Raw genomic sequence first — 22,304 nt, forward strand, 5'->3', positions numbered from 1 at the left:
GTCTGGTCGCCTTGCCTTGGGTTATCCGAATTGCCTCGATTTTTGTCTTACCTTTGTCTGGTGTTTGCCTATAGGGCAACAGTGTTGTCTTTAGGTGTTGCCAGTCTATTCGTTTAGAATCGGCATTGAAATCCCTGTCAAAAATAAATTTTTCGCGCCGTTGGGCGGCGTGACAGGGCCACCCATCCCTAAGAGAGACAACTTTTGTTGACTGAAAAACCGCGCTCCAGAGCCGCCGCACGTTCGACGGCGCGCCCGGCCGAAGCCGAACCGCAACAGCCCGGTGAACTGGCGCGCGCGCTCAGACAGCGGCGTGGCCTCACGCTCGACGAACTTGCGAATCGCACCGGCATCAGCAAGGGACACCTGTCGCGTTTCGAGCGAGGCGAGAAAACCGTGTCGGTGTCGGCGTTGATGCGGATCGCGCAGGCCTTGCATACGTCGGCGGCGACGCTGCTTGGCGAGAAGGTCGATCAAGGCGTGTTGCACATGGTGCGGGCGGGCGACCGTCACTTCAGCCGCGAAGGCGGCGCGGACTACGACTTCGCGCCGCTTAGCCGCGCAAACGGCAGCGATGGCGGCGACGGTCCAACGGCGCTACTGGTGCGGTTTTCATCGGACGCCGATCTGAAGGAAGCGGCGTTCCATTCCGGCGATGAAATCTTTTTCGTGCTTTCGGGTGCGATCGAGATTGAACTGGCGGATCAGTCCGTCATCTTGCGAGAGGGAGATTTCGCGCAGTTTCCTGGTCTGGTCAGGCATCGCATACGCAGCGTTGGCAGCGATGCGGAGGTACTGATTGTTGTGACGGGTGGGCGGGATGAGTGAGGGGTGTAGGCGTCGATCTTTCGACACCATGTTTCATCGTTCCGATGCATTCGTCAAAAGTTCGAAAGCCTGGTCAATATAAAACGTCAACGGATGCGCCCCGTTTTCCTGCCGCCAATTCTCTTTGGCGAATCGAAGCGTCCCCATGGCGATCATCGCGTCCAGACGGAGGGCAGACTTACGGGCCGGATCTGGCCACAGTTCGCACATGGCGTCTGCCAGTACGTCCTCTAGCTGAACAAAAAGCGCATCTTTGCGCAACCGGAGCGCTTCGATTGATCGAAGAATCTGGTCTGCGATGAGCGATTCGTTTGTGTCGTACATCGGCGCAAGCGTCAGGAACGTCTTTCTTGCGGCTTGGAGCGGCGGCTGATCCGGCGATTGTTCAAGAAAAGTCGGGCGCAAAGCGTGTGGGAATTCGCCGCTCTCATGCGCGAGCAAGACATCTTCTTTCGACTTCAGATAGTGGAAGAAAGTGCGCCGCGATATGCCGGCCGCCGCTGCGATCGCGTCAAGCGTCGTCTCCTCATATCCGTTCTCGCTGAAGAGTTTCAGGCCCGTTCGCGTGATCAGATCGAGTGTCAACTGGCGCTTGCGTTCGCGCAGACCGTTTGCGATTTTCTCTTGGCTATTCATTTTGACCATTCTGACAATCGACGCGCTTCTTGACAAGTTTGCACTCAGTGATTTAAATTGCACTGAGTGCAAATTAAAGGAGATGACGTGTCCACAGTAAAGGTTTGGTTCGTCACCGGTGCGTCGAAAGGATTCGGCCGGATCTGGACGGAAGCTGCGCTGAAACGAGGTGATCGGGTTGTTGCTGCGGTGCGAAACCCCACATCGCTTGGCGAACTCGTCGATACCTATGGCGAGTCGCTCCTGGTCATGCCGCTCGACGTGACGGATCGCGACGCAGTGTTCGATGCAGTCAAACACGCACACATGCATTTCAAGCGACTGGATGTCGTGCTGTGTAATGCCGGTTACGGTTATATGGGTGCGATCGAGGAATTGGCGCAAGAGCAGGTAAGGGCCAATTTCGACACTAACGTGTTCGGAACGCTCTCCGTCATACAGGCTGCATTGCCGATCCTGCGCGCCCAAGGCAGTGGGCACATCCTGACGGTTTCGAGCATTGGCGGCGTTATTGGTTTTCCGACCGGGGGCAGCTACACAGCGAGCAAATTTGTTGTCGAGGCCATGTCGGAAGCGCTTGCCGGCGAAGTCGCGGCGTTCGGAATAAAAGTCACGATCATTGAACCAGGGCAATTCGCGACCGGGTTTCAATCGGCTGTGCAGACCCCTTCGCCGATAGCCGCCTACGATCCGATACGCCAGGCCGTTCGCTCGTCGTTCAAACCGGAAGACGTCGGAGATCCGGCCGCAACCGCTCAAGCGATTCTCAAAGTCGTCGACGCGGATCGGCCCCCGCTTCGCCTGGCGCTGGGTTCATCAACGATCATGAAAATCCGTGCGACCTATGCGGCGCGGCTTGGTAATTGGGACAAATGGGAACCGGTGTCGATCGCGGCTCAGGGCAATCAGCACGGCTGATGCATTGGTTCGGGATTCCGCTCGCGGGCCCACGCAGGCGAACTCCCATCTCTCAATTGCATGTAAAAACACTACCCGGGAAAGTCTCAATGAAATCACTTTTTGCAGCGGCCCTTATCGTCAGCGCGTCGCTTACGTCCGCGTTTGCGTCAGACACCTACGCTCTGGATCCGGCTCATACCCAGACCATCTTTACTATCAACCATCTCGGCTTCTCGACGATAACCGGGAGTGTTCGTGATCTGGAAGGTACGCTGATTCTCGATACGGCGAATCTGCAAGACAGTACAGTAAAAGTGACCATGGCTGCGGACAGTGTCGACACCGGCTTTGCGGCGCGCAACACAGCATTGCAGGGACCAATGTTTTTCAATGTAGCGCAGTTTCCGACGATGACGTTTGCCAGCAAGCACATCAGAAAGACGGGTGCCAGAACAATGGATATTCAGGGTGATTTCACCTTGCTTGGAATAACAAAGAATGTGGTCCTCAAAACGACCTTCAATCGCGCTGCGCAGGATACGACCGGCACGAACGTTTATAAAGTGGGCTTTACGGCAACGACGACGATCAAGCGCTCAGACTTCGGCATGAAGGCCTATGTCCCCTATGTTGGCGACGATGTTCACGTTACGATCAATTTCGAAGGCATCAAACAATAGGCGTCTGGTTTCGCGCGGTCGAATCGGACTTTCGTGCGTACATGCTGGTTTGAAAAGTCGGGCTACGAGTGAAACTGCTATTACTAGGCGCTACGGGGTTGGTGGGGCGCAAGACATTGGAGCTTGCGCTCTCCAGCGATATCATTTCCAACGTCATTGCTCCGACACGGAAACCACTGCCCACAAGCGAAAAACTGGTGAACCTGGTCGGGGCTGACATCCAGGCGCTTGTTCCGGCTTTGATGTCGCACAAGCCGGATGCCGTTATCTGCGCCCTCGGAACGACAAGGAAAGCAGCGGGTTCGAAGGAAGCGTTTCGTCACGTTGACTACGACTTGCCTCTTGCGCTGGGCAGAGCGGCGTATGCCGCCGGCGTGCAGACGTATGCGATTGTCACGGCCAAAGGTGCTTCTTCCGGTTCCAGAAGTTTCTACTACAGGACGAAGGGCGAGGTGGAAAAGGCGGTCCGCGAGATCGGATTTCGATCTCTCACGATCTGCAGACCCAGTCTGATCGACGGCTCGCGCAATGAAGTGAGAGGTGCGGAACATGCAGCGCTGATGCTGCTGCGATTCCTGGCTCCAGTCCTGCCGGAGCAGTTTCGCGTCAATCCAGCAGAGGCGATTGCCGCCGCATTGCTCGATGCAGTCGTCGTTGCGAACACTGGGTGTCGTTTAATCAATTCTCAAGAGATGAACTGAGGTCGGATTCGCTAACAATACCGTAGTTCGTTGATCGTCGCATACTCACTGATAATCTCTGTCACGACGCGCTAAATTCTTTGGTGTGCGGTCAGTTGAACACGGGTTTGCGATCCGCCATTTTGCCTTACGTTCTCCTGGCAACTGCGTTGGCGTCCGCCAAACATGTTAGTGCTACTGAGTCCGGGAACGAAGCACATGCAGTGCCGTTTAGTAGAGTCAAGACGAGCGAGTTGCCTGATATTGATTGGGTAGGGAAACTCGCCGTCGCGCATACCTTGAGCGATGTTCCGGTTCGGTAACGCTCTTCATAAGCCTTCACAGAGCGGATGCGTTAGCGTTCACCGGTCCGATGCCATCTCGGCTGGTTCCTTTGCGCGTGCCGTTGCAATTGCGATCGACCAGCCCGCCGATGTCGACGTGAACGAAATCCCGTTCCGACCAGTCCGTCAGATTCAATGGCGCGCAGCCTGGCCGCAGGCCTTTTGTCCGAACGTGACTACGGCGCAGACTTGTTCGCGGCATTTTCAAGTACATCGAGCGCGGCAACACATGCGCCTCGCAGCTGTTCGCGCATCAGATCCTGCACGTCTCCCGTGCCATTGACGATGGCATCGCGAATTCGCACCGCCTGTTCAAACGACGCGCGCATGCGGCCGCCTCTCGCCATCGCGATACGTCGCAACCGACGCACGGGACCGATCAGCGACGCATGGTTTTGCTGCAAGGTGCGGTTATCGGCGATCGTCATAACGATCGTGTAGTAGCGGTCCAACGCGTCGACATAAGCCGCCGCATCGTTCGCCTCGACGCTCGTGCGCATCGCCTCGATGACATCGTCCAGCTGTGCCGCGCCGAGCGCAGTCATGCGCTCGGACGCGAGCTGGACCGCCAGAGATTCAAGCGCGGCCCGCACCGTATAGATCTCCTCCACGTCGCGCAGCGTCACTGACCGCACGTAGGCACCTACGCGCGGCAAGATTGTCACCAGCCCCTCGCGTTCGAGTTGCGCAAACGCCTCGCGCATGGGCGTGCGGCTGACGTTCAACTGCTTCGCGACCTGCACCTCGGACAGACGGCTGCCCGGAGCGAGCACGCCTTCCACGATCGCCTCGCGCAGCGCCGGTACGACGACGCCGTCGCTCAACGAGTCGCCTGTGGTGTCCGTCGTACGCAGCCGCGCGTGATAACGCGTGGCAATGGATTCGAGGCTAGGTGCCTGTCGGGTGGCGGCTGTCGTGGACTTTGGAGAAGCAGTTTTTGCGGCGGGCATTGACACCTCGAAATTCTGTGAATACTCTGTATACAGATTATACAACAGGAGGTGACATGGATCGTAGTCCATTGCAGGCCCCCGTTTTGCTCGAACATACCGGCGACGTACTCACCTTCACGCTGAACCGGCCAGACGCCGGTAACGAAGTCTCCGGCGCGATGTTCGACGCGATGTCGGACGCCTTGCGCAGCGAAGCCGTGCAGCCGAAGGCTCGCGTGTTGCGCATCCGCGCAAATGGTGATGTGTTCTGCACCGGCCGCGAGCGAGCCGGCCGCGACGCCGTGTCCATTCGCGCCGAAGTCGCGCGACTGATCGAACTGAAACGACTCGTGCGCGACACGTCGTTGATCTCGATTGCCGAAGTGCAGGGCGATGCGTTCGGCTTTGGTTTCGGCCTGGCGATTCTTTGTGACCTGACACTCGTCGCGTCGTCGGCGCGGCTCGCGTTCCCGGAGATGAAGGCGGGCTTGCCACCAGGCGCAATCATGGCGTACCTCGGGGGCTATGCGTTGCCCAAGGCCGTGTTTCCAATGGTCCTGTTCGGCGACACCATTACGCCTGCAGCCGCGCTGCAGGCGGGACTCGTTACGCGCGTATGTGAGCCCGAGAGTCTGCCGGCCGAAGCCGACGCACTCGCTGCGCGCATTCTGTCGCTCGACGAAATGGGCGCCAGACAGTGCAAGGCGTTCTTCCTCGCGGCGCAGGAAGGCAGCGTCGAACAGAACTTCCGTGCCGCAACCGACATGCTGACCGTCAACGCCTTGCGGTTGATGCAGTCCCGCTGAGCGCAAACGTGCTCCGTTAGCTCGATACAACACGACGTACGGATGACGACGCGGGCGTTGAACCGCCGCGCACCGTCACGTCGACAGGAGACAGACATGAACGTCAACGCAGGGCCCAGGCTCGACCGTTTGCCGATGTCGGGATTTCACCGGCGCATCATGTGGTTGATCGGCATTGGCATGTTTTTCGATGGTTTCGATATCTACGTCGCCTCGACTGTGCTGGGCGCGACCCTGAAATCCGGCTTTTCCACGCTTGGACAGAACGCGCTTTTCGTGTCGCTGACATTTCTCGGCATGATGCTCGGCTCGCTCGCTACCGGCTTTCTCGGCGATCGTTTCGGACGGCGCTTTACCTATCAGGCAAATCTCGCCGTGTTTGGCCTGGCCTCGCTGTGCGCGGCTCTTGCGCCGAACATGGGTGTGCTGATTGCGTGCCGCTTCGTGATGGGATTTGGACTTGGCGCTGAAAATGTCGTCGGCTACTCGACGCTCACCGAATTCGTGCCCCCGCAAAAGCGCGGCAAGTTGCAGGGGTTGATGGCGGTGTTCGTGGTGTCGGGATTGCCAGTTGCCGGCCTGATCGGATTGCTGCTGATTCCCTCGTTCGGCTGGCGCGCGATGTTCGTGCTGGGTGGAATCGGCGCACTGGGCGTCTGGTATGCGCGCAAATCGTTGCCCGAATCGCCACGCTGGCTCGACTCCGTCGGGCGGCACGATGAAGCCGACGCGATCTTGCGCCGTATCGAAACCGAAGTCACGGCCGCGCGAGGCGGCGAGGCATTGCCGCCTTTCGTTCCCGTGAAAACGGGCGCGAGCGGACCACGCGTGCTGTCGTTCGGCTCGCTATTCAGCGGCACGATGCTGCAACGGATGATCGTCGGCTGTGTGACGCTCATTGTCATCAACACGCTGTTGTATGGCTTCGTCACCTGGTTGCCCACCTTCTTCGTGCATCAGGGTTTCAGCATCGCAAAGTCGTTCGGCTTTGCGCTCGTGATGTCGCTCGGCGCACCTATCGGTTCGGCGATCGGTGCTCTCACCGCCGATGCGTGGGGTCGCAAGCCGACCATCATCGGCTCGTCGCTGGCCGCGATCCTGTTCGGCGCGATGTATCCGTTCATCACGAGCCCGGTGATTCTGCCTATCGTCGGACTGCTGCTGACCATTCCAATCTACGTGCTGGTTGCGCTGCTCTTCGCCGTCTACGTGCCTGAACTATTCCCAACTGAAGTCCGGCTACGCGCGTCCGGTGTCTGCAACACGCTCGGACGTGGGGCCACCATCGTGACGCCATTCATCGTGGTGTCGCTGTTCGCGCAGTACGGCATCGTCGGCGTACTGGCGATGATGATCGGCTTGCTCGCCGTGCAGATCGTCGTCGTTGCATGGCTGGGTGTCGAGCCGACTGGACAGCGCCTCGAAGACCTTCAGCCGGAAGACACACTCACGCGCGACGCGCTTCATGCCGACGCGCACGCTTCGTCTCTCAAATGAACCGACAGGAATCACGCAATGGACACAACCAACCAGCAGCATTACGACGCACAATTACTGATCGACGGCGAATGGACGGACGCCGAGGAGGGCCGCACGCTCGATATTCTGAATCCCGCCACGGGTGAAGTGCTCGGCGCACTCGCGTCAGCTTCGGCTGGCGACGTGGATCGCGCCGTGCAGGCGGCCCATCGCGCATTCGAGAACGGCGCGTGGCGCGACATGTCGATCCAGCAACGCGCACGTATTCTGAACCGTTTCGCCGATCTGTTCGAAGCGGATCTCGAACAGTTTTATAAGCTCGAAACGCTGAACAACGGCCGTCCCATTTCCGAAACGCGCGCGCAGATTTCACGGCTGCCGCAGTTCTATCGTTATTTCGCGGCACTCGCGCTCACACGTCGTAGCGACGTGATTCCGATCGAAGGACCTTACCTTTGTTATACGCAGCGTGTGCCGCTCGGCGTAGTCGCGCTGATGACGTCGTTCAATCATCCCTTGATGATTCTCTCGAAGAGCCTCGCGCCCGCGCTCGCGACCGGCAACAGCGTCGTCATCAAGGCATCGGAACAGACGCCGCTCACGACAGTGCGCCTCGTTAAGCTGCTGCAGGATGCCGGTGTGCCCAAAGGTGTTATCAACGTGGTGAACGGGGAAGGGCGCGAGGCAGGTGCGGCGCTCGCACAGCATCCGTTGATACGAAAGGTCGTATTCACGGGCGGCACGGAAGTGGGTCGTTCGATTGGCGAGGCGGCCGCGCGAAATTTTGCGCTGACTACGCTGGAACTGGGTGGCAAAGGAGCCGTGATTCTCTTTGACGATTTCGATATCGAGCGTGCCGTGAACGGCGCAGCGTTCGCCGCGTTCATTGGCGCAGGACAGACCTGTGTGTGCGGGGCGCGTATCCTCGTGCAGAAGTCGATGTATGCCGAGTTCCTCGAACGGTTCCGCGCAAAAGCGGAGAAAATCCGTGTGGGCGATCCGACCGATGCGAAGACCCAGCTTGGTCCGGTGATCTCCGAACGCTCGCGGCAGCGCATTCTCGCCATGCTCGAACGCGCGCAGGAGGCGGGTGCAAAAGTGCTGACAGGTGGGCGCGTGCCACCGGAATTGACGTCGGGCTACTTTCTCGAGCCTACCGTCATCTATGACGCAAATCCGCATTCGGAGATCGGCCAGGATGAAGTATTCGGACCCGTAACGGTTGTCATGCCGTTCGAGGACGAAGCCGACGCGATCCGGATCGCCAACGATACGCAGTTTGGCCTCGCTGCTTCCATCTGGACGCCGGACGTCGCGCGTGCACATCGGGTCGCGGGCAAACTCGAATTCGGCATGGTCTGGGTCAACGATCACCACAGGCTGGACCCGGCGTCACCGTGGGGCGGTTTCAAGAACAGCGGCGTCGGGCGCGAGACCGGCATCGAGTCGTTCGACCAGTTCAGCGAACCGCGTGCCGTGACGATCAACACGACCGGCAAGACGGTCGACTGGTATGCGGACGATGGCGAATTGAAGCGTTTGAACTAGGCAGTGCGATTCATTGAAGGCAGGCCGGTGAGAAGCGGTTCTCGCCGGTCGAAGCTGCGTTGCAAGCGTGGAAATGCAATTGGACAGGATCAGGTGACGCAAAGGATCCTGCTACGTTGACTGTCGACTTTGATGTCTCAAAGCCATGTTGGTATCAGATGCTTCGCTTTGACGGAACGATGAATTAGACTGCGGCAGTGTCGGGGAAAAGATCGACCGTGAGCGGCCCTTCACGCTTACCATCCGCTGCGGGCGTCGTAGCGACGTGCTGGAAGGAGTCGAACGTGCAAGTTAAACGCGTCGTTGCTAACTTCAAGGCGCTCGATCTCAATCGGGCGCGGGCGTTTTATCAGGACATTCTCGGCCTCGAGCTTTTGATGGACCATGGGTGGATCCATACCTACGGTTCTCAGACCGAGATGACGATTCAGGTGAGCTTCGCCGCAGAAGGCGGCTCCGGCACCCCCGTTCCTGACCTGTCGATCGAAGTGGACGATGTGGACGCAGCACATGAACTCTTCAAGGCTGCGGGTATTGCCGTCGAATATGGTCCTATCGACGAACCGTGGGGCGTCCGCCGCTTCTTCGTTCGCGACCCATTCGACAAGCTGGTCAACGTTCTTGCGCACATCTGAGCGTTGTCCGCGGGTTTCCCGCGCCAAAAAAATCGACGCTCGCTTAGAAGATTTGCCTGCGATAAAACCGCCAGCAACCCGCTCACGATCCCCAACCACCAACCTCAAATTCACGTCCGCCGGTCCGCCGCTTCTTCTTGAGCAAACAGGCTCCAGCCTGAGAGAAAAAGCGCAGCAATCAATGGCCCGATAACAAATCCATTGATCCCGAACAGGGACATTCCGCCTAAGGTCGAAATCAGAATGACCCAGTCGGGCATACGAGTGTCTTTGCCCACGAGCAAGGGCCGTAGAAAGTTATCGACGAGACCAATCACGACGACGCAGAAGAACACCAGGATGGCGCCTTTCCAGATGCTGCCCGTGGCAAACAGATAAAGCGCCGCCGGCCCCCACACAATGGCCGCGCCAACGGCCGGCAGCAGAGAAAGAAATGCCATCAGCACGCCCCACAAAAGCGCGCCCTGAATGCCGAGGATAGCGAAAATAATGCCGCCGAGCGCGCCCTGAACGGCCGCCACGACGACGTTGCCCTTGATCGTTGCGCGAGCCACCGTGGTGAATTTCGCGATCATCAGGGACTTGTGTTCTTCGTCGAGCGGAAGGGCACGACGGATAAGCCGGCTAATGTATGGGCCGTCGCGAAGCAGAAAGAAGACCAGAAACAACATCACGCCGAAGCCAACCACGAATTCAAGCGTGTGCTGGCCAATAGCGAGAGCTTGTGCGCCCACGAAGCTGCTGATCTGCGCGGCGCCCTCGGTCAGGCGATGCTGTAATGACGATATATCGTTCAACCCGAAGCGCGAAATGATCGACTGAGCCCAATGAGGCGCCGTCGCTATCAGCTTCCCATAGGCTTCGGCGGGATTAATCTGGCCCGACTGGATCTGACCATATGCAAGGCCTATATCGTTGATCACACTCATGGTGACCACTAGCAATGGAACGATCACGAGGATGATGGCGGCGAGCAGCGTAATCAGCGTCGCGAGATTGCGGCGATTCCTAAGCCTTACCACCAGCCGCCGTTGCACCGGATGAAACAGAAGCGCGAGCATGACGCCCCAGAAAATCGCGCTGAAGTAGGGCAGCAATATCCAGAATAGCGCGACCGTCACGACAAGCAGCAGCAGATGAAAAAAGCGGCGATGGATGTCTTCGTTGGAGTCGTTGCTGTTCATGATCTTCTCGTTGATGAGTCGTCGTTGGGTGCCTGGCGTTAGGATAGTATTTTCAGAGCTGCGATTCGAGCGGCAAGACGAGTAATTCCCCCAATTTTTCCTTGAGGGAGCGGCGCTTCCAGCGTTCGTAGGTGTAGCGGGTGGCGTGTTTCAGATCGTCCTCCATCACGCGGGTCATTTCCTCGCCGAAAGTGGGCGAATACACGTTCAGGCTGGCTTCGTCGTTCAGGTTGAACGAGCGCATATCGAAGTTGGTCGATCCGACGGAAACCATCAGGCGATCGAGAATCAGCATCTTGTTATGCATCATCGTACGGCTGAACTCATAGATTTCGACGCCCTCTGCGAGCAGACTACCCCAACGGCGCTTCGACGCCATACGCACCAAGCGGGAATCGATATAACGTCCGGGTACGAGCAGCCGGATCTTTACCCCGCGTTTTCGCGCGGCCACGAGTGCGTCGATCATCAACTGGTCGGGAATGAAGTAGGCAGCCTGGAGATCGATCGATTCCTCCGCTGCCGCAACGGCGAGCATGTACATCAGATACATGCTGGCCGATCCACCGGCCGGTGAACTGACGAACATGTGCATCTTGTGCGCGCCTTTCGCAGCCAGCATGGGGTAATAGCGGTCGCTGTGCAGCACGCGGCCGGTGGTCTTCAGCCAGTTGTCCATGAAGGCCGCTTGCATCTGCGCGACCACCGGTCCAGTCACCTGAAAATGAATGTCGCGCCAGTGCTCCGGGTCTTGTGCGCGGCCGCTCCACTGATCGGCAATCCCGACACCTCCGGTGAAGCCGATCTTGCCATCCACCACCAACAGTTTTCGATGAGTGCGATTGTTGAGTCTGGCAACGGTGTACCAGTTCAGCGCGTGATAGCGTTCGACTTCCACGCCGGCCTGTTTCAGTTCATCCAGTAATGCGGGGTCCATTTTGGCGCTGCCCGCCCAGTCGAGCATCACGTGAACAGGAACGCCGGCCGTTGCCCGTTCCCTGAGTGCGTCGGCAAACTCCCGGCCAATCTTCCCGGACCAGTAAATATAAGTCTCGAACGTGATGCTGCGCGTGGCGCTTCGAATCGCGGCAAGCATGGCTGGGAAAATTTCTTCTCCGTTCTGCAGGGCTGAAATGGCATTGCCCTCCTGCATATCCGGGCCGAGCATCGCATCCATTTCCAGCTCGAACTGAGGATCGGAGATCGCGTGGCAGTGCGAAATCTGATGACGAACAGTCTTTTCCGGCGTTTTGAAGTTAATCGCAAAGACGAACAGACAATACGCCACGAGGATGGCTGCAAGGATGATCCAGGCCACGTCTCACCTTAAAGTTGGAGAATAGTTAGATTTAAATCAGCTGCCTGCGGTCGTCGGTGAGCGGACGGTTTGCAGGCCATCTGGACGTTCGACTAAGCGCGGAGCCGGATATTGACGCAAATCTCGTACCTGGAGATGCGAGACGAGGCTATCCAGCTGCTCGGGATGCGTACGTTCAACGGTCGCCTCGTACGTCCGGGTATTTTTGATCACAGTTGACAAGTAAAAATACAGCGCTTTAGACTGGGTCCATTCCTCGAGGCCCGACAAAGACGTCCGCCCGAGGACACGGCACAGAAGCCCCCTGACGAACTACCGGTTCGTCAGGGGGCTTTTTTTGTCCGGAATTTCCCTTCCCTGTGCTTATTTCTGGAGAACCCGCATGTTGCTGAAGCTGTCGGGCTGGATGCGTCTCGCCCTTACCGCAGGACTTGCACTGACCTCGCTCGTATCGAGCGCCGCCGATCCCGTGAAAATCGGCTTGCTGGAAGATGCTTCCGGAAACTTCGCACTGGCAACGATTCCGAAGATCCACGCGACCGAACTCGCGGTCGACGAGATCAACGCGAAAGGCGGCATCCTCGGACGTCCGGTGAAGCTGATCGCCTATGACACGCAGTCGGATAACACCAAGTTCCAGGAACTCGCGCGGCGCCTCGTTCAGACCGACAAGCCCGATGTCATTTTCGGCGCGTTCTCCAGCGCTTCGCGAGAAGCGATCCGCCCGATCATGGACCGTGCGCATCAACTGTACTGGTACGACAATCAGTACGAAGGTGGCGTTTGCGACACGAACACCTTCGTGACCGGCGCGGTGCCCGAGCAGCAGTTCTCGACGCTCATTCCGTGGATGATGCAGAAATACGGGAAGAAGGTATACACCATCGCCGCCGACTACAACTTCGGGCAGATTTCGGCGGAATGGGTGCGCAACATCGTCAAGGAAAACGGCGGGACGATGGCCGGCGAAGAATTTATTCCGCTGTCCGTCTCGCAGTTCGGCCAGACCATCCAGAACATCCAGAAGGCCAAGCCCGATTTCGTGGTCACGCTGCTGGTCGGGGCGAATCAGGCGTCGTACTACGAGCAGCAGGCGTCGGCGCATCTGAATCTGCCGATGGCGAGTTCGGTCAACGTCGGCCAGGCGTATGAGCACAAACGCTTCAAACCGCCTGCGCTCAAGGACATGTACGTGACGGCGAATTACGTGGAAGAAGTCGATACGCCCGCGAGCAACGACTTCAAGAAGCGCTTCCACGCCAAATTCCCGAATGAGCCGTACATCAATCAGGAAGCAGCGAATGCGTATGACGCTATCTATCTCTACAAGGCCGCTGCCGAAAAGGCCGGATCGACCAATCAGGACGCGGTACGTAAAGCGCTCGAGAGCGGCAACATCTGCACTGTAGGCGAGCAGGGCAAGGTCTGTATCGATCCGAAGAGCCATCACGCGAGTCATACCATCTTCCTGGTGCACGTGAAGGAGGATCACTCGGTCGAGATTCCGAAGGTCTGGGACGACGTGCAACCGTACTGGCTCGGCAAGGTCGGCTGCGATCTGCCGAACAAGCCGGATCACCGTCAGTACACGCCGTCGAATCTGCCCAAGAAGTCCTGATCCGAAGCGGCGCGCGGGTGCTGTACTCGACGCGCGCGCCGGCCTTCTGAACCTGGAGCATGCATGGCCACTCTATCGGTCCTCTATTCGCTCATCTATCAGTTTGGCGATAATTTCGCTTATCTGGTGCTCGCGGCGCTCGGCCTTGCCGTGATCTTCGGCATGATGGGCGTCATCAATCTGGCGCACGGCGAATTCATCATGTGCGGAGCGTACGTCACGATCATCACGGCCAAACGTGGCGTGCCGCTGCCGCTCGCAATGCTGCTCGGCGCGCTCGCGGCGGCGCTGGCGGGCGTCATTATCGAGCGACTCGTGATACGCCGTCTTTATGATCGTCTGTTCGATTCGGTCGTCGCCACCTGGGCGATCAGTCTTATCGTGCAGCAGACTATGCTGCTGGTCGCAGGTCCGTCTATCGAGGGCATCGGCACGCCGTTCGGTTCGTTCTCGCTGGGCGACTATTCGTTCTCGACCTATCGCGCCGTGCTGCCCCTCATCGCACTGGCCATCCTGTTCGCACTCTATCTATTGTTCTTCAAGACGAATTACGGCGTCTGTGCGCGTGCAACGATCCAGAACGCCAATGTGGCGCAGTGCCTCGGCTTGCGCACGGACCGGCTCTACACGCTGACCTTCGCCCTCGGCGCGGGGCTCGCAGGCCTGACCGGCGCACTCTATGCCCCGACGATGACAGCAGTCCCGACCATGGGCAGCAACTTTATCGTCCAGGCGTTCGTGTCGGTGGTTGTCGGCGGTGCGAACGTGATTGCGGGAACGATGCCTGCGGCCAGTGTGCTCGCCATCATCCAGACGGCGCTCACGGCTTCGTATGGCCAGTTGTTCGGTCAGATCGGCTTGCTGGTGACGGTCATCGTCGTGATCCGATTGATGCCGCAGGGTCTCGGCAATCTCTTCACCCGCTTGCGCTAGGAGGCAGACGTCATGCAAACGAAAACGCCTTCGAGCCGCGCCGCGACGCGTGCGCTGCAGGTGGCCCCGTGGCTGGTGGCGCTGTGCTTGCCGCTTATCGTCGACGCAACCACCAGCGGCAACCTCGCGTACTGCCTGCTATGGGCATTCGGCGCGGTCGGGCTCGCCGCGATGTGGGGATATGGCGGCATTCTGTCTTTTGGACAGACCGCTTTTTTCGGACTCTCGGGTTATAGCTACGGCATCTTCACGCTGAACTACACCGACACATGGTTCGATTCGTGGCTCGGTCTCGGCGCGGGACTGCTCGTCACCGTCGCGGCCGCGGTGCTGATCGGCTACATGATTTTCTACGGCCGTATCAAGGGCGTGTTTATCGGCATCGTCACGCTGTCGGTCACGCTCGTGCTCGAAACGTTCATGTCTCAGACAGCGGGGCCGCAATGGACGATTGGCGAGGCGCGGTTGAACGGCTACAACGGCATGGGCGGCATGTCCCCGCTGACGATCCCGTGGCCGGGCGGCCCGCTCACACTGGAAAACGCGAGCTTCTATTACCTCGTGCTGATTCTGCTGATTGTGGTCTATGCCGGCATGCGCAAGCTACTCGACGGCACTTTCGGCCTCACGCTAATCGCGATCCGCGAGAACCCGCAGCGGGCGGAGATGCTGGGCGTGGATATCCGACGTCATCAACTGATGGTGTTCGTGCTGGGATGCACGCTCGGCGGCTTGTCGGGCGCGCTGTACACGATCTGGGGTTCCTACATCACGCCGTCGACCATGGGCCTCACCGCAGCCGCCATGCCAGTGATCTGGGTGGCGACGTCGGGCCGAAAGAGCATTGGCGGGACCATTCTCGGTACCGCGCTGCTCGTCTGGCTCTCGCAGAATCTCGCTGTGTACGGTAGCCAGTACGCGTTGATCCTGCTCGGAGCGATTCTTCTGATCGTCGTGCTGGGTGCGCCTGAAGGCCTGCTGCCCTTCGTCATGCGGCAACTGAAACGTGCGCCGGGACGTGTAAGCGATAGCCCGCGCCAACGTGGAGCGTGCCTGAAGAGAGAGGAGGGCAAGTCATGACGACGCTGCTGGAAACGCGCGGACTCAAGAAACATTTCGGTGGCGCACACGTGATCAACGGCATCGATTTCAGCATCGGCGAAGGAGAAATCCGTTGTGTGATCGGACCGAACGGCGCGGGTAAGAGCACGTTTTTCAAGCTCATCACCGGCGAGCATCGTCCTTCCGAAGGCAGCGTGACGTTTCTCGGTCAGGACATGAGCCATGTGCTGCCGCATGAGCGCATTCGCATGGGAATGAGTATCAAGTTCCAGATTCCCGGCGTATTTCCAGACCTGAGCGTGCGCCAGCATCTGCAACTGTCGTTGCATCGCGCGAAAGACGACCGTCCGCAAAGTCTCGACGAATTGCTGAACCGCTTCATGCTGGAAAACGAGGAGCATGTGCTTGCGCGCAATCTGTCGCACGGCAAGAAACAGTGGCTCGAAATCGCAATGGCGGTGTCTTTGCGGCCGAAACTGCTGTTCCTCGATGAACCGGTGGCGGGCATGTCGATCGAGGAAACACATGCGACGGGTGAACTGATCAAGCGTCTCTCGGCGGCCGGTCTGACGATGATGGTGGTCGAGCACGACATGACTTTCGTCAAGCAGATTGCGTCGCGCGTCACGGTGCTTCATGGCGGAAGCCTGCTCGCAGACGGCCCGCTCGACGAGATCCTCACGCGCGATGACGTCGCGGAAGTCTATCTGGGGAAACGGAAATGAGCGCACTGCTTGAAGTATCGGGCGTGGAAGCGGGATACGGCGGCGGACGCGTGCTGAACGGCGTGTCGATTGCCGTTGGACGCGGCGAGGTGCTGGCGCTGATCGGCCGCAACGGCGTCGGCAAGACGACGTTGATGCGCGCGCTCATCGGACTGATCAAGCTCGACGCGGGCGAAATCCGACTCGGCGGCGAAGCCATCGGCCATGAGAAACCGTACGCACGTGCGCAGAAGGGCATGGGCTACGTGCCGCAGGGCCGCGAGATATTCGGCGCGCTGACGGTGGCCGAGAACCTTCAGGTCGGCGCACAGGCGAATCGCAAGCAGGCAGCGCAGATGCGCGAACGGGTCGTCAACTACTTTCCTATTCTGAAGAAGCGTTACACGCAGAAGGCGGGAACCATGAGCGGCGGCGAACAGCAGCAACTGGCCATCGCGCGTGCGCTCATCAGCGCGCCGAAGGTGCTCCTGCTCGACGAGCCATCCGAAGGCATTCAGCCGTCGATTGTCGATCTGATCGGCGAGACGCTACAGGAAATTGCAGGCGAGACGGGCATCGGCGTGGTGCTCGTCGAGCAGGACATGGGCATGGTCGAACGCATTGCAACCCGCTGCTGCGTGATGGACAAAGGGCGAGTGGTCGACACGTTGAGTCCCGCGCAACTCGGTGACGAAAAATTGATTCGCCAGTATCTGGCACTGTGACGGAGAGCGGAACATGAAATGGCTTGAAGAATCGATCATGATGAAGCGCGGTGTCGGCGCCGACCGTGAGCCGGTCGAACATCATCTGACCGAAGAGTTGCAGAACACCTATCACTACACCATTGGCCCCTATTCGCAGCCGGTGTTGCACGTGAAGCCAGGCGATCGGGTCGTAGTGGAAACGCGCGATGCGTTCGAAGGCAAGATCAAGGAAGAGACCGACAAGCCCTCGCAGGTGCTTCAGGTACCGTTTCTCAATCCGCAGAACGGACCGATCATGATAGAGGGCGCCGAAAAGGGCGACGTGGTCGCGGTGTACATCGAAAAGATGGCGCCGCGCGGAGACGACCCGCACGGTTTCTGCTGCATGATTCCGAACTTCGGCGGACTCACGGGCACCGATTACACCGCGCTGCTGAACGAACCGTTGCCGGAAATCGTGCGCAAGATAAAGATCGACGAAGAGAATGTGTACTGGAGCAAACGCAATACCTTGCCGTACAAGCCGCATATCGGCACGCTGAGTCTTTCGCCGGAAATCGACTCGATCAATTCCCTCACGCCCGACAACCACGGCGGCAACATGGATGTGCCCGACATGGGGCCGGGCAGTATCACGTATCTGCCGGTGCGCTCGCCGGGCGGTCGTCTGTTCATTGGCGACGCGCATGCCTGCCAGGGCGACGGCGAAGTATGCGGCACGGCCGTCGAGTATCAGAGCACGACGACCGTACGCGTCGATCTCATCAAGAACTGGCGGATCGACTGGCCGCGACTCGAGAATGAAGATGCGCTGATGAGCATCGGCAGCGCGCGTCCGCTGGAGGACGCGACACGCATCGCGTATCGCGAACTGGTTCTCTGGATGGCCGCCGAGTACGGCTTCGACAAGTGGGATGCGTACATGATGCTGAGTCAGGTGGGCAAGGTTCGTCTCGGCAATTTTGTCGATCCAAAATACACGGTGGGCGCGATGGTCGCCAAGCACTACCTCAAGTAAGGTTGCAGATTGGCGGAAGGTTTGCCGCCAGCATCAGTCAGAAGCACCGACGCAGAAATACCCAAGTGCGGGGCAACCTGCTCCGCACGCATTCGAGAGCCTGTTACGAAATGGCATTATCCGATCCCATCCGGGTGGGTCTGTTGTGCTCGATGAGCGGTTCGACCGCCTTGCTCGAGCAATCTCAATGGCGCGGCGCGTGCCTGGCCATCGAAGAGATCAATGCGCGCGGCGGTATTGGCGGACGCGAACTCGTCGCCCTTCATTACGATCCGGGCTCCGACCCGGCCTCGTTTCGTGAACTCGCCGAACGGTTGATCGTGAAAGACGGTGTCAACACGATCTTCGGCGGCTATACGTCGACCAGCCGCAAAGCGATGCTTCCGGTTGTCGAAAAGCACAATCGACTGCTGATCTACGCGCAGATGTACGAGGGCTTCGAGTACTCGGACAACATCATCTACAGCGGTGCGTCGCCAAATCAGAACGGCGTGCAACTCGCGGACTTCATGACGGAAACGTTCGGCGCGCGCGTCTATTTCGTGGGCTCGAGTTATGTTTATCCATACGAGTGCAATCGAACCATGCAGGAATTGCTGCTCCAGCATCCCGAGGGCGCGATTCTGGGCGAGCGTTATCTCTCGCTCGACGCCACGCGCGACCAGTTCGGGCAGGTCGTCGCGGACATCAGGCGCAAGGCGCCGGACTGGATCTTCTGCACGGTGATCGGTGCAACCGTGCCGTATCTCTACGACGCCTTCGCGCAAGCGGATTTCGATCCGGCCAGAATGCCCATCGGCAGTCTCAATACATCGGAGACGGAAATTCGTGCGATGGAGCCCGGTGCCGCGGTCGGACATATCACGGCGGCGCCTTATTTCCAGAGTATCGACACGGAAGAAAATCACCGTGCCGTTGCGCATCATCAATCGCGATACGGCGCGGACACGCCCACGGACATGAACTGGGAGGCTGCGTATTATCAGATGCACATGTTCGCTGAAGCATTCGCGCGAGCGGGTTCGGACGAGCTGGCCACCATCATGCCTCATCTGCTCGGCTCCGAATTCAGCGCGCCACAAGGCCGGGTCCGCATCGATCCCGTCAATCACCATATGGCGCTTTATCCGCGCATCGGCCGAGCCAACGCGAACGGCCAGTTCACCATTCTGCGCGAATCGAAGTTTGCCGTCGGCCCCGATCCGTATATGACGCGTCAAACGCTCGGAGACTGGGTCACGAAGTTAAGCACGCGGGATTACTGACGTGAGTACGCGCGCAGACAGAGGCCAGCGGAGTCTCACCAGTTCGATTCTGGAGCGCCACGCGCGCGTCGTCGTGTTTCATCCCGACGACGACGACGGCCAGACGCTCGCGAATCACCTGCGACGTATGGGCTTCCAGGTGGACCGATATTGGCCGCCTACGGAGACGCTGCCCGAACGCGTCGATCTGGTTTTTCGCGCGTTGCTCCCGGAGGAGCGCGCGCCCAGCGGCGAGTGGTCGGGGCCCGATGCGCCGCCTGTCATCTGCGTAGTGGCCTACGAGAATCCGACCTTCATCGATCAGGCCATCAAGCTCGGCGCCGACGGCATCGTCACGACGCCGATTCGCGCGTCGGGGCTGCTGTCGACCGTGGTCATGGCGCTGCATCACGCGAAGCGTGCGCGTCAAAACGCGCAGCGCATCGCCAAACTCGAACAGAAGCTGCTCGACAGCCGTCATCTGCAGGAAGCCAAGAACATTCTGATGATCATGCATCGCGTGAACGAGCAGGAGGCGTACGACATGCTTCGCGCTCAGGCGATGGAAAAGCGCGTGACGATCGACGATATCTGTCACTCCGTCATTCAGGCGGGAGAAGTCTTGCAGATCGCGCGCGGCATGACATCGGCGGAAGGGCACGACGAAGATTGAGCGCGGTTATCCGGTAACTGATCGACACACAGGAGCGGTGAATATGGACCTGCAACTGAAGGGCTTGAAGGTAATCGTGACCGGCGCAACCAAAGGGATTGGTCTGGCCATCGCGCGGACATTCGCCGCTGAAGGCGCACACGTGGCCATTTGCGCGCGCGACCAGGCCGCTGCCGAATCGACCGCGACCGTGCTGGCTGCGCTGAGTGGCGCGCGGGCATCGGGTGCGGCGGTCGATGTCTCGGATGGTGCGGCGCTAAAGGAATGGGTCGCCCGTATCGGCGCGGAATGGGGCGGACTCGATATCGTCGTGGCCAACGTGAGCGCGCTTGCCATCGGTAACGACATTGAATCGTGGCGCAAGGAGTTCGAGACCGATCTGCTCGGCACCGTGAATCTCGTGGATGCCGCGATGCCGTTTCTCGAGGCGAGCGAGGCCGCTTCGATCGTCGCGATTTCGAGCGTGTCGGGCCGTGAGATCGATTTTGCGGCAGGTCCTTATGGCGTATTCAAGGCCGCGCTCGTTCACTACGTGCAGGGTTTGGCGAACCAGCTCGCGTCAAAGGGCATTCGCGCGAATACCGTGTCGCCCGGCAATGTGTATTTCGAGGGCGGCGTATGGGACTGGATCGAACATAACAATGCGGAGCTGTTCACGCGCGCGCTTGCACTGAACCCCACGGGTCGCATGGGCCGGCCGCAGGAGATCGCCAACGCGGTTGCATTCATCGCGAGTCCGGCAGCGAGCTTCGTGAGCGGAACAAACTTCGTCGTCGACGGTGCGCTAACCCGCGGCGTCCAGCTGTGACACACAGTCAACCTGAGAGGAGCATCGAATGGAACAACGCAGTGCGATGGACATCGATCTGGACGCGCTCACGGTCGAAACCGTGCAGGCGGGTTTTCGCGCCGGACAGTTCACGGCCGAGCAACTCGCGCGTGCCTGCTTCGACAGGATCGAGCGCGACAACGCGACTTACAACGCGCTGATTTTCCTGAATCCCGAGGCGATCGCCGACGCGCGAAAAATCGACGAACGGCGCGCTGCCGGCGAAACGCTGGGCCCGCTCGCGGGCGTTCCCGTCGTCATTAAAGACCCGATGGACATGGTCGGCTTTCCGACCACGGCAGGATGGACGAAGCTGTATAGCAATACGGGTGGCGTCGACCTCATGCCCGAGCGCGATGCGCCGGTGGTGGCCCGTATGCGCAGCGCGGGCGCGATCCTGCTCGGCAAGACCAATGTGCCGGTGCTGAGCCATACGGGTTCGCATGCGAACGACAGTTGGGCCGGACCGACCATCAACGTACGAATGCCCGACCGCGTACCTGGCGGCAGCAGCGCCGGAACGGCGTCGGCGGTGGCCTCGGGAATGGCGGTACTCGGTCTCGCCGAAGAAACGGGCGGGTCGATCCAGAATCCGGCGTCGGCGCAGGACCTCGTAGGTATCAAGCCGACCATCGGCCTCGTGCCGAATGCGGGAGTCGTGCCGCTCTCGGGGAACCGCGACGTGGTCGGCCCGATTGCCCGCAACGTGCGGGACGCGGCGCTGTGCCTCGACGTCCTCGCGGGATATTCGAGCGAAGATCCCAAGACGCTCGCCGGCGTCGGCCGAAAACCGGAAGGCGGTTATACGTCGGCAATGAAACCGGATGCTTTGCGTGGCAAACGTATCGGCCTGTACGGACCGGGATGGCGCGCCGAGCCGCTCTCCGACGAAGCGTCGACGCTCTATGAGCGCGTCAAACGCGAGTTGACCGACCTGGGCGCGGTGCTGATCGACGACCCATTTGCAGGCTCCGGGTTCGCGGAGCTTCGACAACCAACCGCGCCATTAAAACACTTCGACGCACGCGGCCTGGAATCCATTCCGTACGATCTGGAAAAGTATCTGCAACGGCTTGGCAAGCATGCGGCGCTAAAAACATTTGCGGAATTCGCCGAGGCGACAAAGGACGAAAATCCGTTCGGACCGAATGGCGTACTGCACTACCTGCCCAGTCTCGCGGACTTCAGAGCGGCGCTCGCAGATCCGTCGTTGCCGCCGGAGATGCCTGAGTTCGTCGAACTGAAAGCGCGTTATCTGACCATCTTCGACACGGTGATGAGTGCCCATCGGCTCGATGCACTCGTCTTTCCGCAGATGCGGAATGAGCTTCCGCCGCTTCACGGGAAGGACGTTATCCACGAGACGACAGTCGGCGAGATCAACATCGCGGGGCTACCCGGTATCGCGGTGCCGGCGGGAAATTATCGGTCGGGCTCACCGTTTGGACTGATCTTCGTCGGCAGGCAGTGGGACGAGGCGGCGCTGCTCGGTTACGCGTATGCGTATGAGTGCGGGAGGGGGTGAAGCGTAGCTGCGTACGCCTAT

Annotated in this window: 23 protein-coding genes; 18 read left to right on the forward strand and 5 right to left on the reverse strand. The window is 59.4% G+C overall.

Going from position 1 to position 22,304, the window contains the following annotated elements; translation table 11 throughout:
• Positions 1-105: 105 nt before the first annotated feature.
• Positions 106-366 carry a hypothetical protein gene (locus P3T18_RS04020; protein WP_429299053.1) on the reverse strand — a complete coding sequence of 87 codons (261 nt, stop codon included), beginning with the start codon at positions 364-366 and terminating at the stop codon, positions 106-108.
• Between P3T18_RS04020 and P3T18_RS04025 the strand changes: the two genes are divergently transcribed.
• The gene (locus P3T18_RS04025) at positions 289-828 is read left to right on the forward strand and encodes a helix-turn-helix domain-containing protein (protein WP_429299035.1); all 540 of its coding nucleotides are present in this window, start codon (positions 289-291) and stop codon (positions 826-828) included. The two genes, P3T18_RS04020 and P3T18_RS04025, sit on opposite strands and share 78 nt — an antisense overlap.
• Positions 829-861: 33 nt before the next feature.
• Here the strand turns inward: P3T18_RS04025 and P3T18_RS04030 are convergent, their stop codons facing one another.
• Positions 862-1,464, reverse strand: coding sequence for a TetR/AcrR family transcriptional regulator (locus P3T18_RS04030; protein ID WP_429298610.1), 603 nt, complete (start codon positions 1,462-1,464; stop codon positions 862-864).
• 87 nt (positions 1,465-1,551) lie between these two features.
• Here P3T18_RS04030 and P3T18_RS04035 point away from each other — a divergent pair, with 87 nt between their 5' ends.
• From P3T18_RS04035 to P3T18_RS04045, 3 genes are all read left to right on the forward strand, one after another.
• The gene (locus tag P3T18_RS04035; protein WP_429298611.1) at positions 1,552-2,382 is read left to right on the forward strand and encodes an SDR family NAD(P)-dependent oxidoreductase; all 831 of its coding nucleotides are present in this window, start codon (positions 1,552-1,554) and stop codon (positions 2,380-2,382) included.
• An 89-nt stretch (positions 2,383-2,471) separates the two neighbouring features.
• The gene (locus P3T18_RS04040) at positions 2,472-3,044 is read left to right on the forward strand and encodes a YceI family protein (RefSeq protein ID WP_429298612.1); all 573 of its coding nucleotides are present in this window, start codon (positions 2,472-2,474) and stop codon (positions 3,042-3,044) included.
• 68 nt (positions 3,045-3,112) lie between these two features.
• Positions 3,113-3,745 carry an NAD(P)H-binding protein gene (locus P3T18_RS04045; RefSeq protein ID WP_429298613.1) on the forward strand — a complete coding sequence of 211 codons (633 nt, stop codon included), beginning with the start codon at positions 3,113-3,115 and terminating at the stop codon, positions 3,743-3,745.
• 499 nt (positions 3,746-4,244) lie between these two features.
• Here the strand turns inward: P3T18_RS04045 and P3T18_RS04050 are convergent, their stop codons facing one another.
• On the reverse strand, positions 4,245-5,018 hold the full coding sequence (locus P3T18_RS04050) for a GntR family transcriptional regulator (RefSeq protein ID WP_429299036.1): 774 nt from the start codon (positions 5,016-5,018) through the stop codon (positions 4,245-4,247).
• Positions 5,019-5,074: 56 nt separating this feature from the next.
• Here P3T18_RS04050 and P3T18_RS04055 point away from each other — a divergent pair, with 56 nt between their 5' ends.
• The 4 genes from P3T18_RS04055 (at position 5,075) to P3T18_RS04070 (ending at position 9,468) form a co-directional block, all read left to right on the forward strand.
• On the forward strand, positions 5,075-5,806 hold the full coding sequence (locus P3T18_RS04055; RefSeq protein ID WP_429298614.1) for an enoyl-CoA hydratase/isomerase family protein: 732 nt from the start codon (positions 5,075-5,077) through the stop codon (positions 5,804-5,806).
• A 96-nt stretch (positions 5,807-5,902) separates the two neighbouring features.
• Complete coding sequence (locus P3T18_RS04060) at positions 5,903-7,303, forward strand: MFS transporter (protein WP_429298615.1); 1,401 nt, start codon at positions 5,903-5,905, stop codon at positions 7,301-7,303.
• Positions 7,304-7,321: 18 nt separating this feature from the next.
• Entirely contained in the window at positions 7,322-8,833 is a 1,512-nt protein-coding gene (locus P3T18_RS04065; RefSeq protein ID WP_429298616.1) for an aldehyde dehydrogenase, read from the forward strand.
• 284 nt (positions 8,834-9,117) lie between these two features.
• A complete protein-coding gene (locus tag P3T18_RS04070) occupies positions 9,118-9,468 on the forward strand; it encodes a VOC family protein (protein WP_429298617.1) in 351 nt (116 codons plus the stop codon).
• A gap of 110 nt (positions 9,469-9,578) precedes the next feature.
• On the opposite strand, the gene P3T18_RS04075 is transcribed toward P3T18_RS04070, so the two are convergent.
• Both P3T18_RS04075 and P3T18_RS04080 read right to left on the reverse strand, forming a co-directional pair.
• Positions 9,579-10,652 (reverse strand): AI-2E family transporter, encoded by a 1,074-nt coding sequence (locus P3T18_RS04075; RefSeq protein WP_429298618.1) that lies wholly within the window; start codon positions 10,650-10,652, stop codon positions 9,579-9,581.
• Positions 10,653-10,704: 52 nt separating this feature from the next.
• Positions 10,705-11,970, reverse strand: a complete 1,266-nt coding sequence (locus P3T18_RS04080) for a phospholipase D-like domain-containing protein (protein ID WP_429298619.1) — start codon at positions 11,968-11,970, stop codon at positions 10,705-10,707.
• A 382-nt stretch (positions 11,971-12,352) separates the two neighbouring features.
• On the opposite strand from P3T18_RS04080, the gene P3T18_RS04085 reads away from it, so the two are divergent.
• The 10 genes from P3T18_RS04085 to P3T18_RS04130 all read left to right on the forward strand — a co-directional run bounded on the left by P3T18_RS04085 (position 12,353) and on the right by P3T18_RS04130 (position 22,283).
• Positions 12,353-13,588, forward strand: coding sequence for an urea ABC transporter substrate-binding protein (locus P3T18_RS04085; RefSeq protein ID WP_429298620.1), 1,236 nt, complete (start codon positions 12,353-12,355; stop codon positions 13,586-13,588).
• A 63-nt stretch (positions 13,589-13,651) separates the two neighbouring features.
• Positions 13,652-14,521 carry an ABC transporter permease subunit gene (locus P3T18_RS04090; protein WP_429298621.1) on the forward strand — a complete coding sequence of 290 codons (870 nt, stop codon included), beginning with the start codon at positions 13,652-13,654 and terminating at the stop codon, positions 14,519-14,521.
• Positions 14,522-14,533: 12 nt separating this feature from the next.
• The gene (locus P3T18_RS04095; RefSeq protein ID WP_429298622.1) at positions 14,534-15,601 is read left to right on the forward strand and encodes a branched-chain amino acid ABC transporter permease; all 1,068 of its coding nucleotides are present in this window, start codon (positions 14,534-14,536) and stop codon (positions 15,599-15,601) included.
• Positions 15,598-16,308 (forward strand): ATP-binding cassette domain-containing protein, encoded by a 711-nt coding sequence (locus tag P3T18_RS04100; RefSeq protein ID WP_429298623.1) that lies wholly within the window; start codon positions 15,598-15,600, stop codon positions 16,306-16,308. Before P3T18_RS04095 ends, P3T18_RS04100 begins: the two co-directional genes overlap by 4 nt.
• Positions 16,305-17,012, forward strand: a complete 708-nt coding sequence (locus P3T18_RS04105; protein ID WP_429298624.1) for an ABC transporter ATP-binding protein — start codon at positions 16,305-16,307, stop codon at positions 17,010-17,012. The genes P3T18_RS04100 and P3T18_RS04105 overlap by 4 nt, the downstream gene beginning before the upstream one ends.
• A 13-nt stretch (positions 17,013-17,025) precedes the next feature.
• Positions 17,026-18,012: an acetamidase/formamidase family protein gene (locus tag P3T18_RS04110; protein WP_429298625.1), complete on the forward strand. Its 987-nt coding sequence runs from the start codon at positions 17,026-17,028 to the stop codon at positions 18,010-18,012.
• 110 nt (positions 18,013-18,122) lie between these two features.
• Positions 18,123-19,277 carry a transporter substrate-binding domain-containing protein gene (locus P3T18_RS04115; RefSeq protein ID WP_429298626.1) on the forward strand — a complete coding sequence of 385 codons (1,155 nt, stop codon included), beginning with the start codon at positions 18,123-18,125 and terminating at the stop codon, positions 19,275-19,277.
• 1 nt (position 19,278) lies between these two features.
• Complete coding sequence (locus P3T18_RS04120) at positions 19,279-19,929, forward strand: ANTAR domain-containing response regulator (protein ID WP_429298627.1); 651 nt, start codon at positions 19,279-19,281, stop codon at positions 19,927-19,929.
• 43 nt (positions 19,930-19,972) lie between these two features.
• Positions 19,973-20,737 (forward strand): SDR family NAD(P)-dependent oxidoreductase, encoded by a 765-nt coding sequence (locus tag P3T18_RS04125; protein WP_429298628.1) that lies wholly within the window; start codon positions 19,973-19,975, stop codon positions 20,735-20,737.
• Positions 20,738-20,765: 28 nt separating this feature from the next.
• Complete coding sequence (locus tag P3T18_RS04130; RefSeq protein WP_429298629.1) at positions 20,766-22,283, forward strand: amidase; 1,518 nt, start codon at positions 20,766-20,768, stop codon at positions 22,281-22,283.
• Positions 22,284-22,304 lie beyond the last annotated feature (21 nt).

The organism is Paraburkholderia sp. GAS199, assembly GCF_050436585.1.
Classification (GTDB): domain Bacteria; phylum Pseudomonadota; class Gammaproteobacteria; order Burkholderiales; family Burkholderiaceae; genus Paraburkholderia.

Coding starts and splice junctions, on each gene's coding strand:
- P3T18_RS04040 (WP_429298612.1), top strand. CDS start 2,472: ATGAAATCACTTTTTGCAGCGGCCCTTATCGTCAGCGCGTCGCTTACG.
- P3T18_RS04075 (WP_429298618.1), bottom strand. CDS start 10,652: ATGAACAGCAACGACTCCAACGAAGACATCCATCGCCGCTTTTTTCAT.
- P3T18_RS04090 (WP_429298621.1), top strand. CDS start 13,652: ATGGCCACTCTATCGGTCCTCTATTCGCTCATCTATCAGTTTGGCGAT.
- P3T18_RS04085 (WP_429298620.1), top strand. CDS start 12,353: ATGTTGCTGAAGCTGTCGGGCTGGATGCGTCTCGCCCTTACCGCAGGA.
- P3T18_RS04030 (WP_429298610.1), bottom strand. CDS start 1,464: ATGAATAGCCAAGAGAAAATCGCAAACGGTCTGCGCGAACGCAAGCGC.
- P3T18_RS04115 (WP_429298626.1), top strand. CDS start 18,123: ATGGCATTATCCGATCCCATCCGGGTGGGTCTGTTGTGCTCGATGAGC.
- P3T18_RS04100 (WP_429298623.1), top strand. CDS start 15,598: ATGACGACGCTGCTGGAAACGCGCGGACTCAAGAAACATTTCGGTGGC.
- P3T18_RS04110 (WP_429298625.1), top strand. CDS start 17,026: ATGAAATGGCTTGAAGAATCGATCATGATGAAGCGCGGTGTCGGCGCC.
- P3T18_RS04105 (WP_429298624.1), top strand. CDS start 16,305: ATGAGCGCACTGCTTGAAGTATCGGGCGTGGAAGCGGGATACGGCGGC.
- P3T18_RS04130 (WP_429298629.1), top strand. CDS start 20,766: ATGGAACAACGCAGTGCGATGGACATCGATCTGGACGCGCTCACGGTC.
- P3T18_RS04065 (WP_429298616.1), top strand. CDS start 7,322: ATGGACACAACCAACCAGCAGCATTACGACGCACAATTACTGATCGAC.
- P3T18_RS04050 (WP_429299036.1), bottom strand. CDS start 5,018: ATGCCCGCCGCAAAAACTGCTTCTCCAAAGTCCACGACAGCCGCCACC.
- P3T18_RS04060 (WP_429298615.1), top strand. CDS start 5,903: ATGAACGTCAACGCAGGGCCCAGGCTCGACCGTTTGCCGATGTCGGGA.
- P3T18_RS04125 (WP_429298628.1), top strand. CDS start 19,973: ATGGACCTGCAACTGAAGGGCTTGAAGGTAATCGTGACCGGCGCAACC.
- P3T18_RS04095 (WP_429298622.1), top strand. CDS start 14,534: ATGCAAACGAAAACGCCTTCGAGCCGCGCCGCGACGCGTGCGCTGCAG.
- P3T18_RS04055 (WP_429298614.1), top strand. CDS start 5,075: ATGGATCGTAGTCCATTGCAGGCCCCCGTTTTGCTCGAACATACCGGC.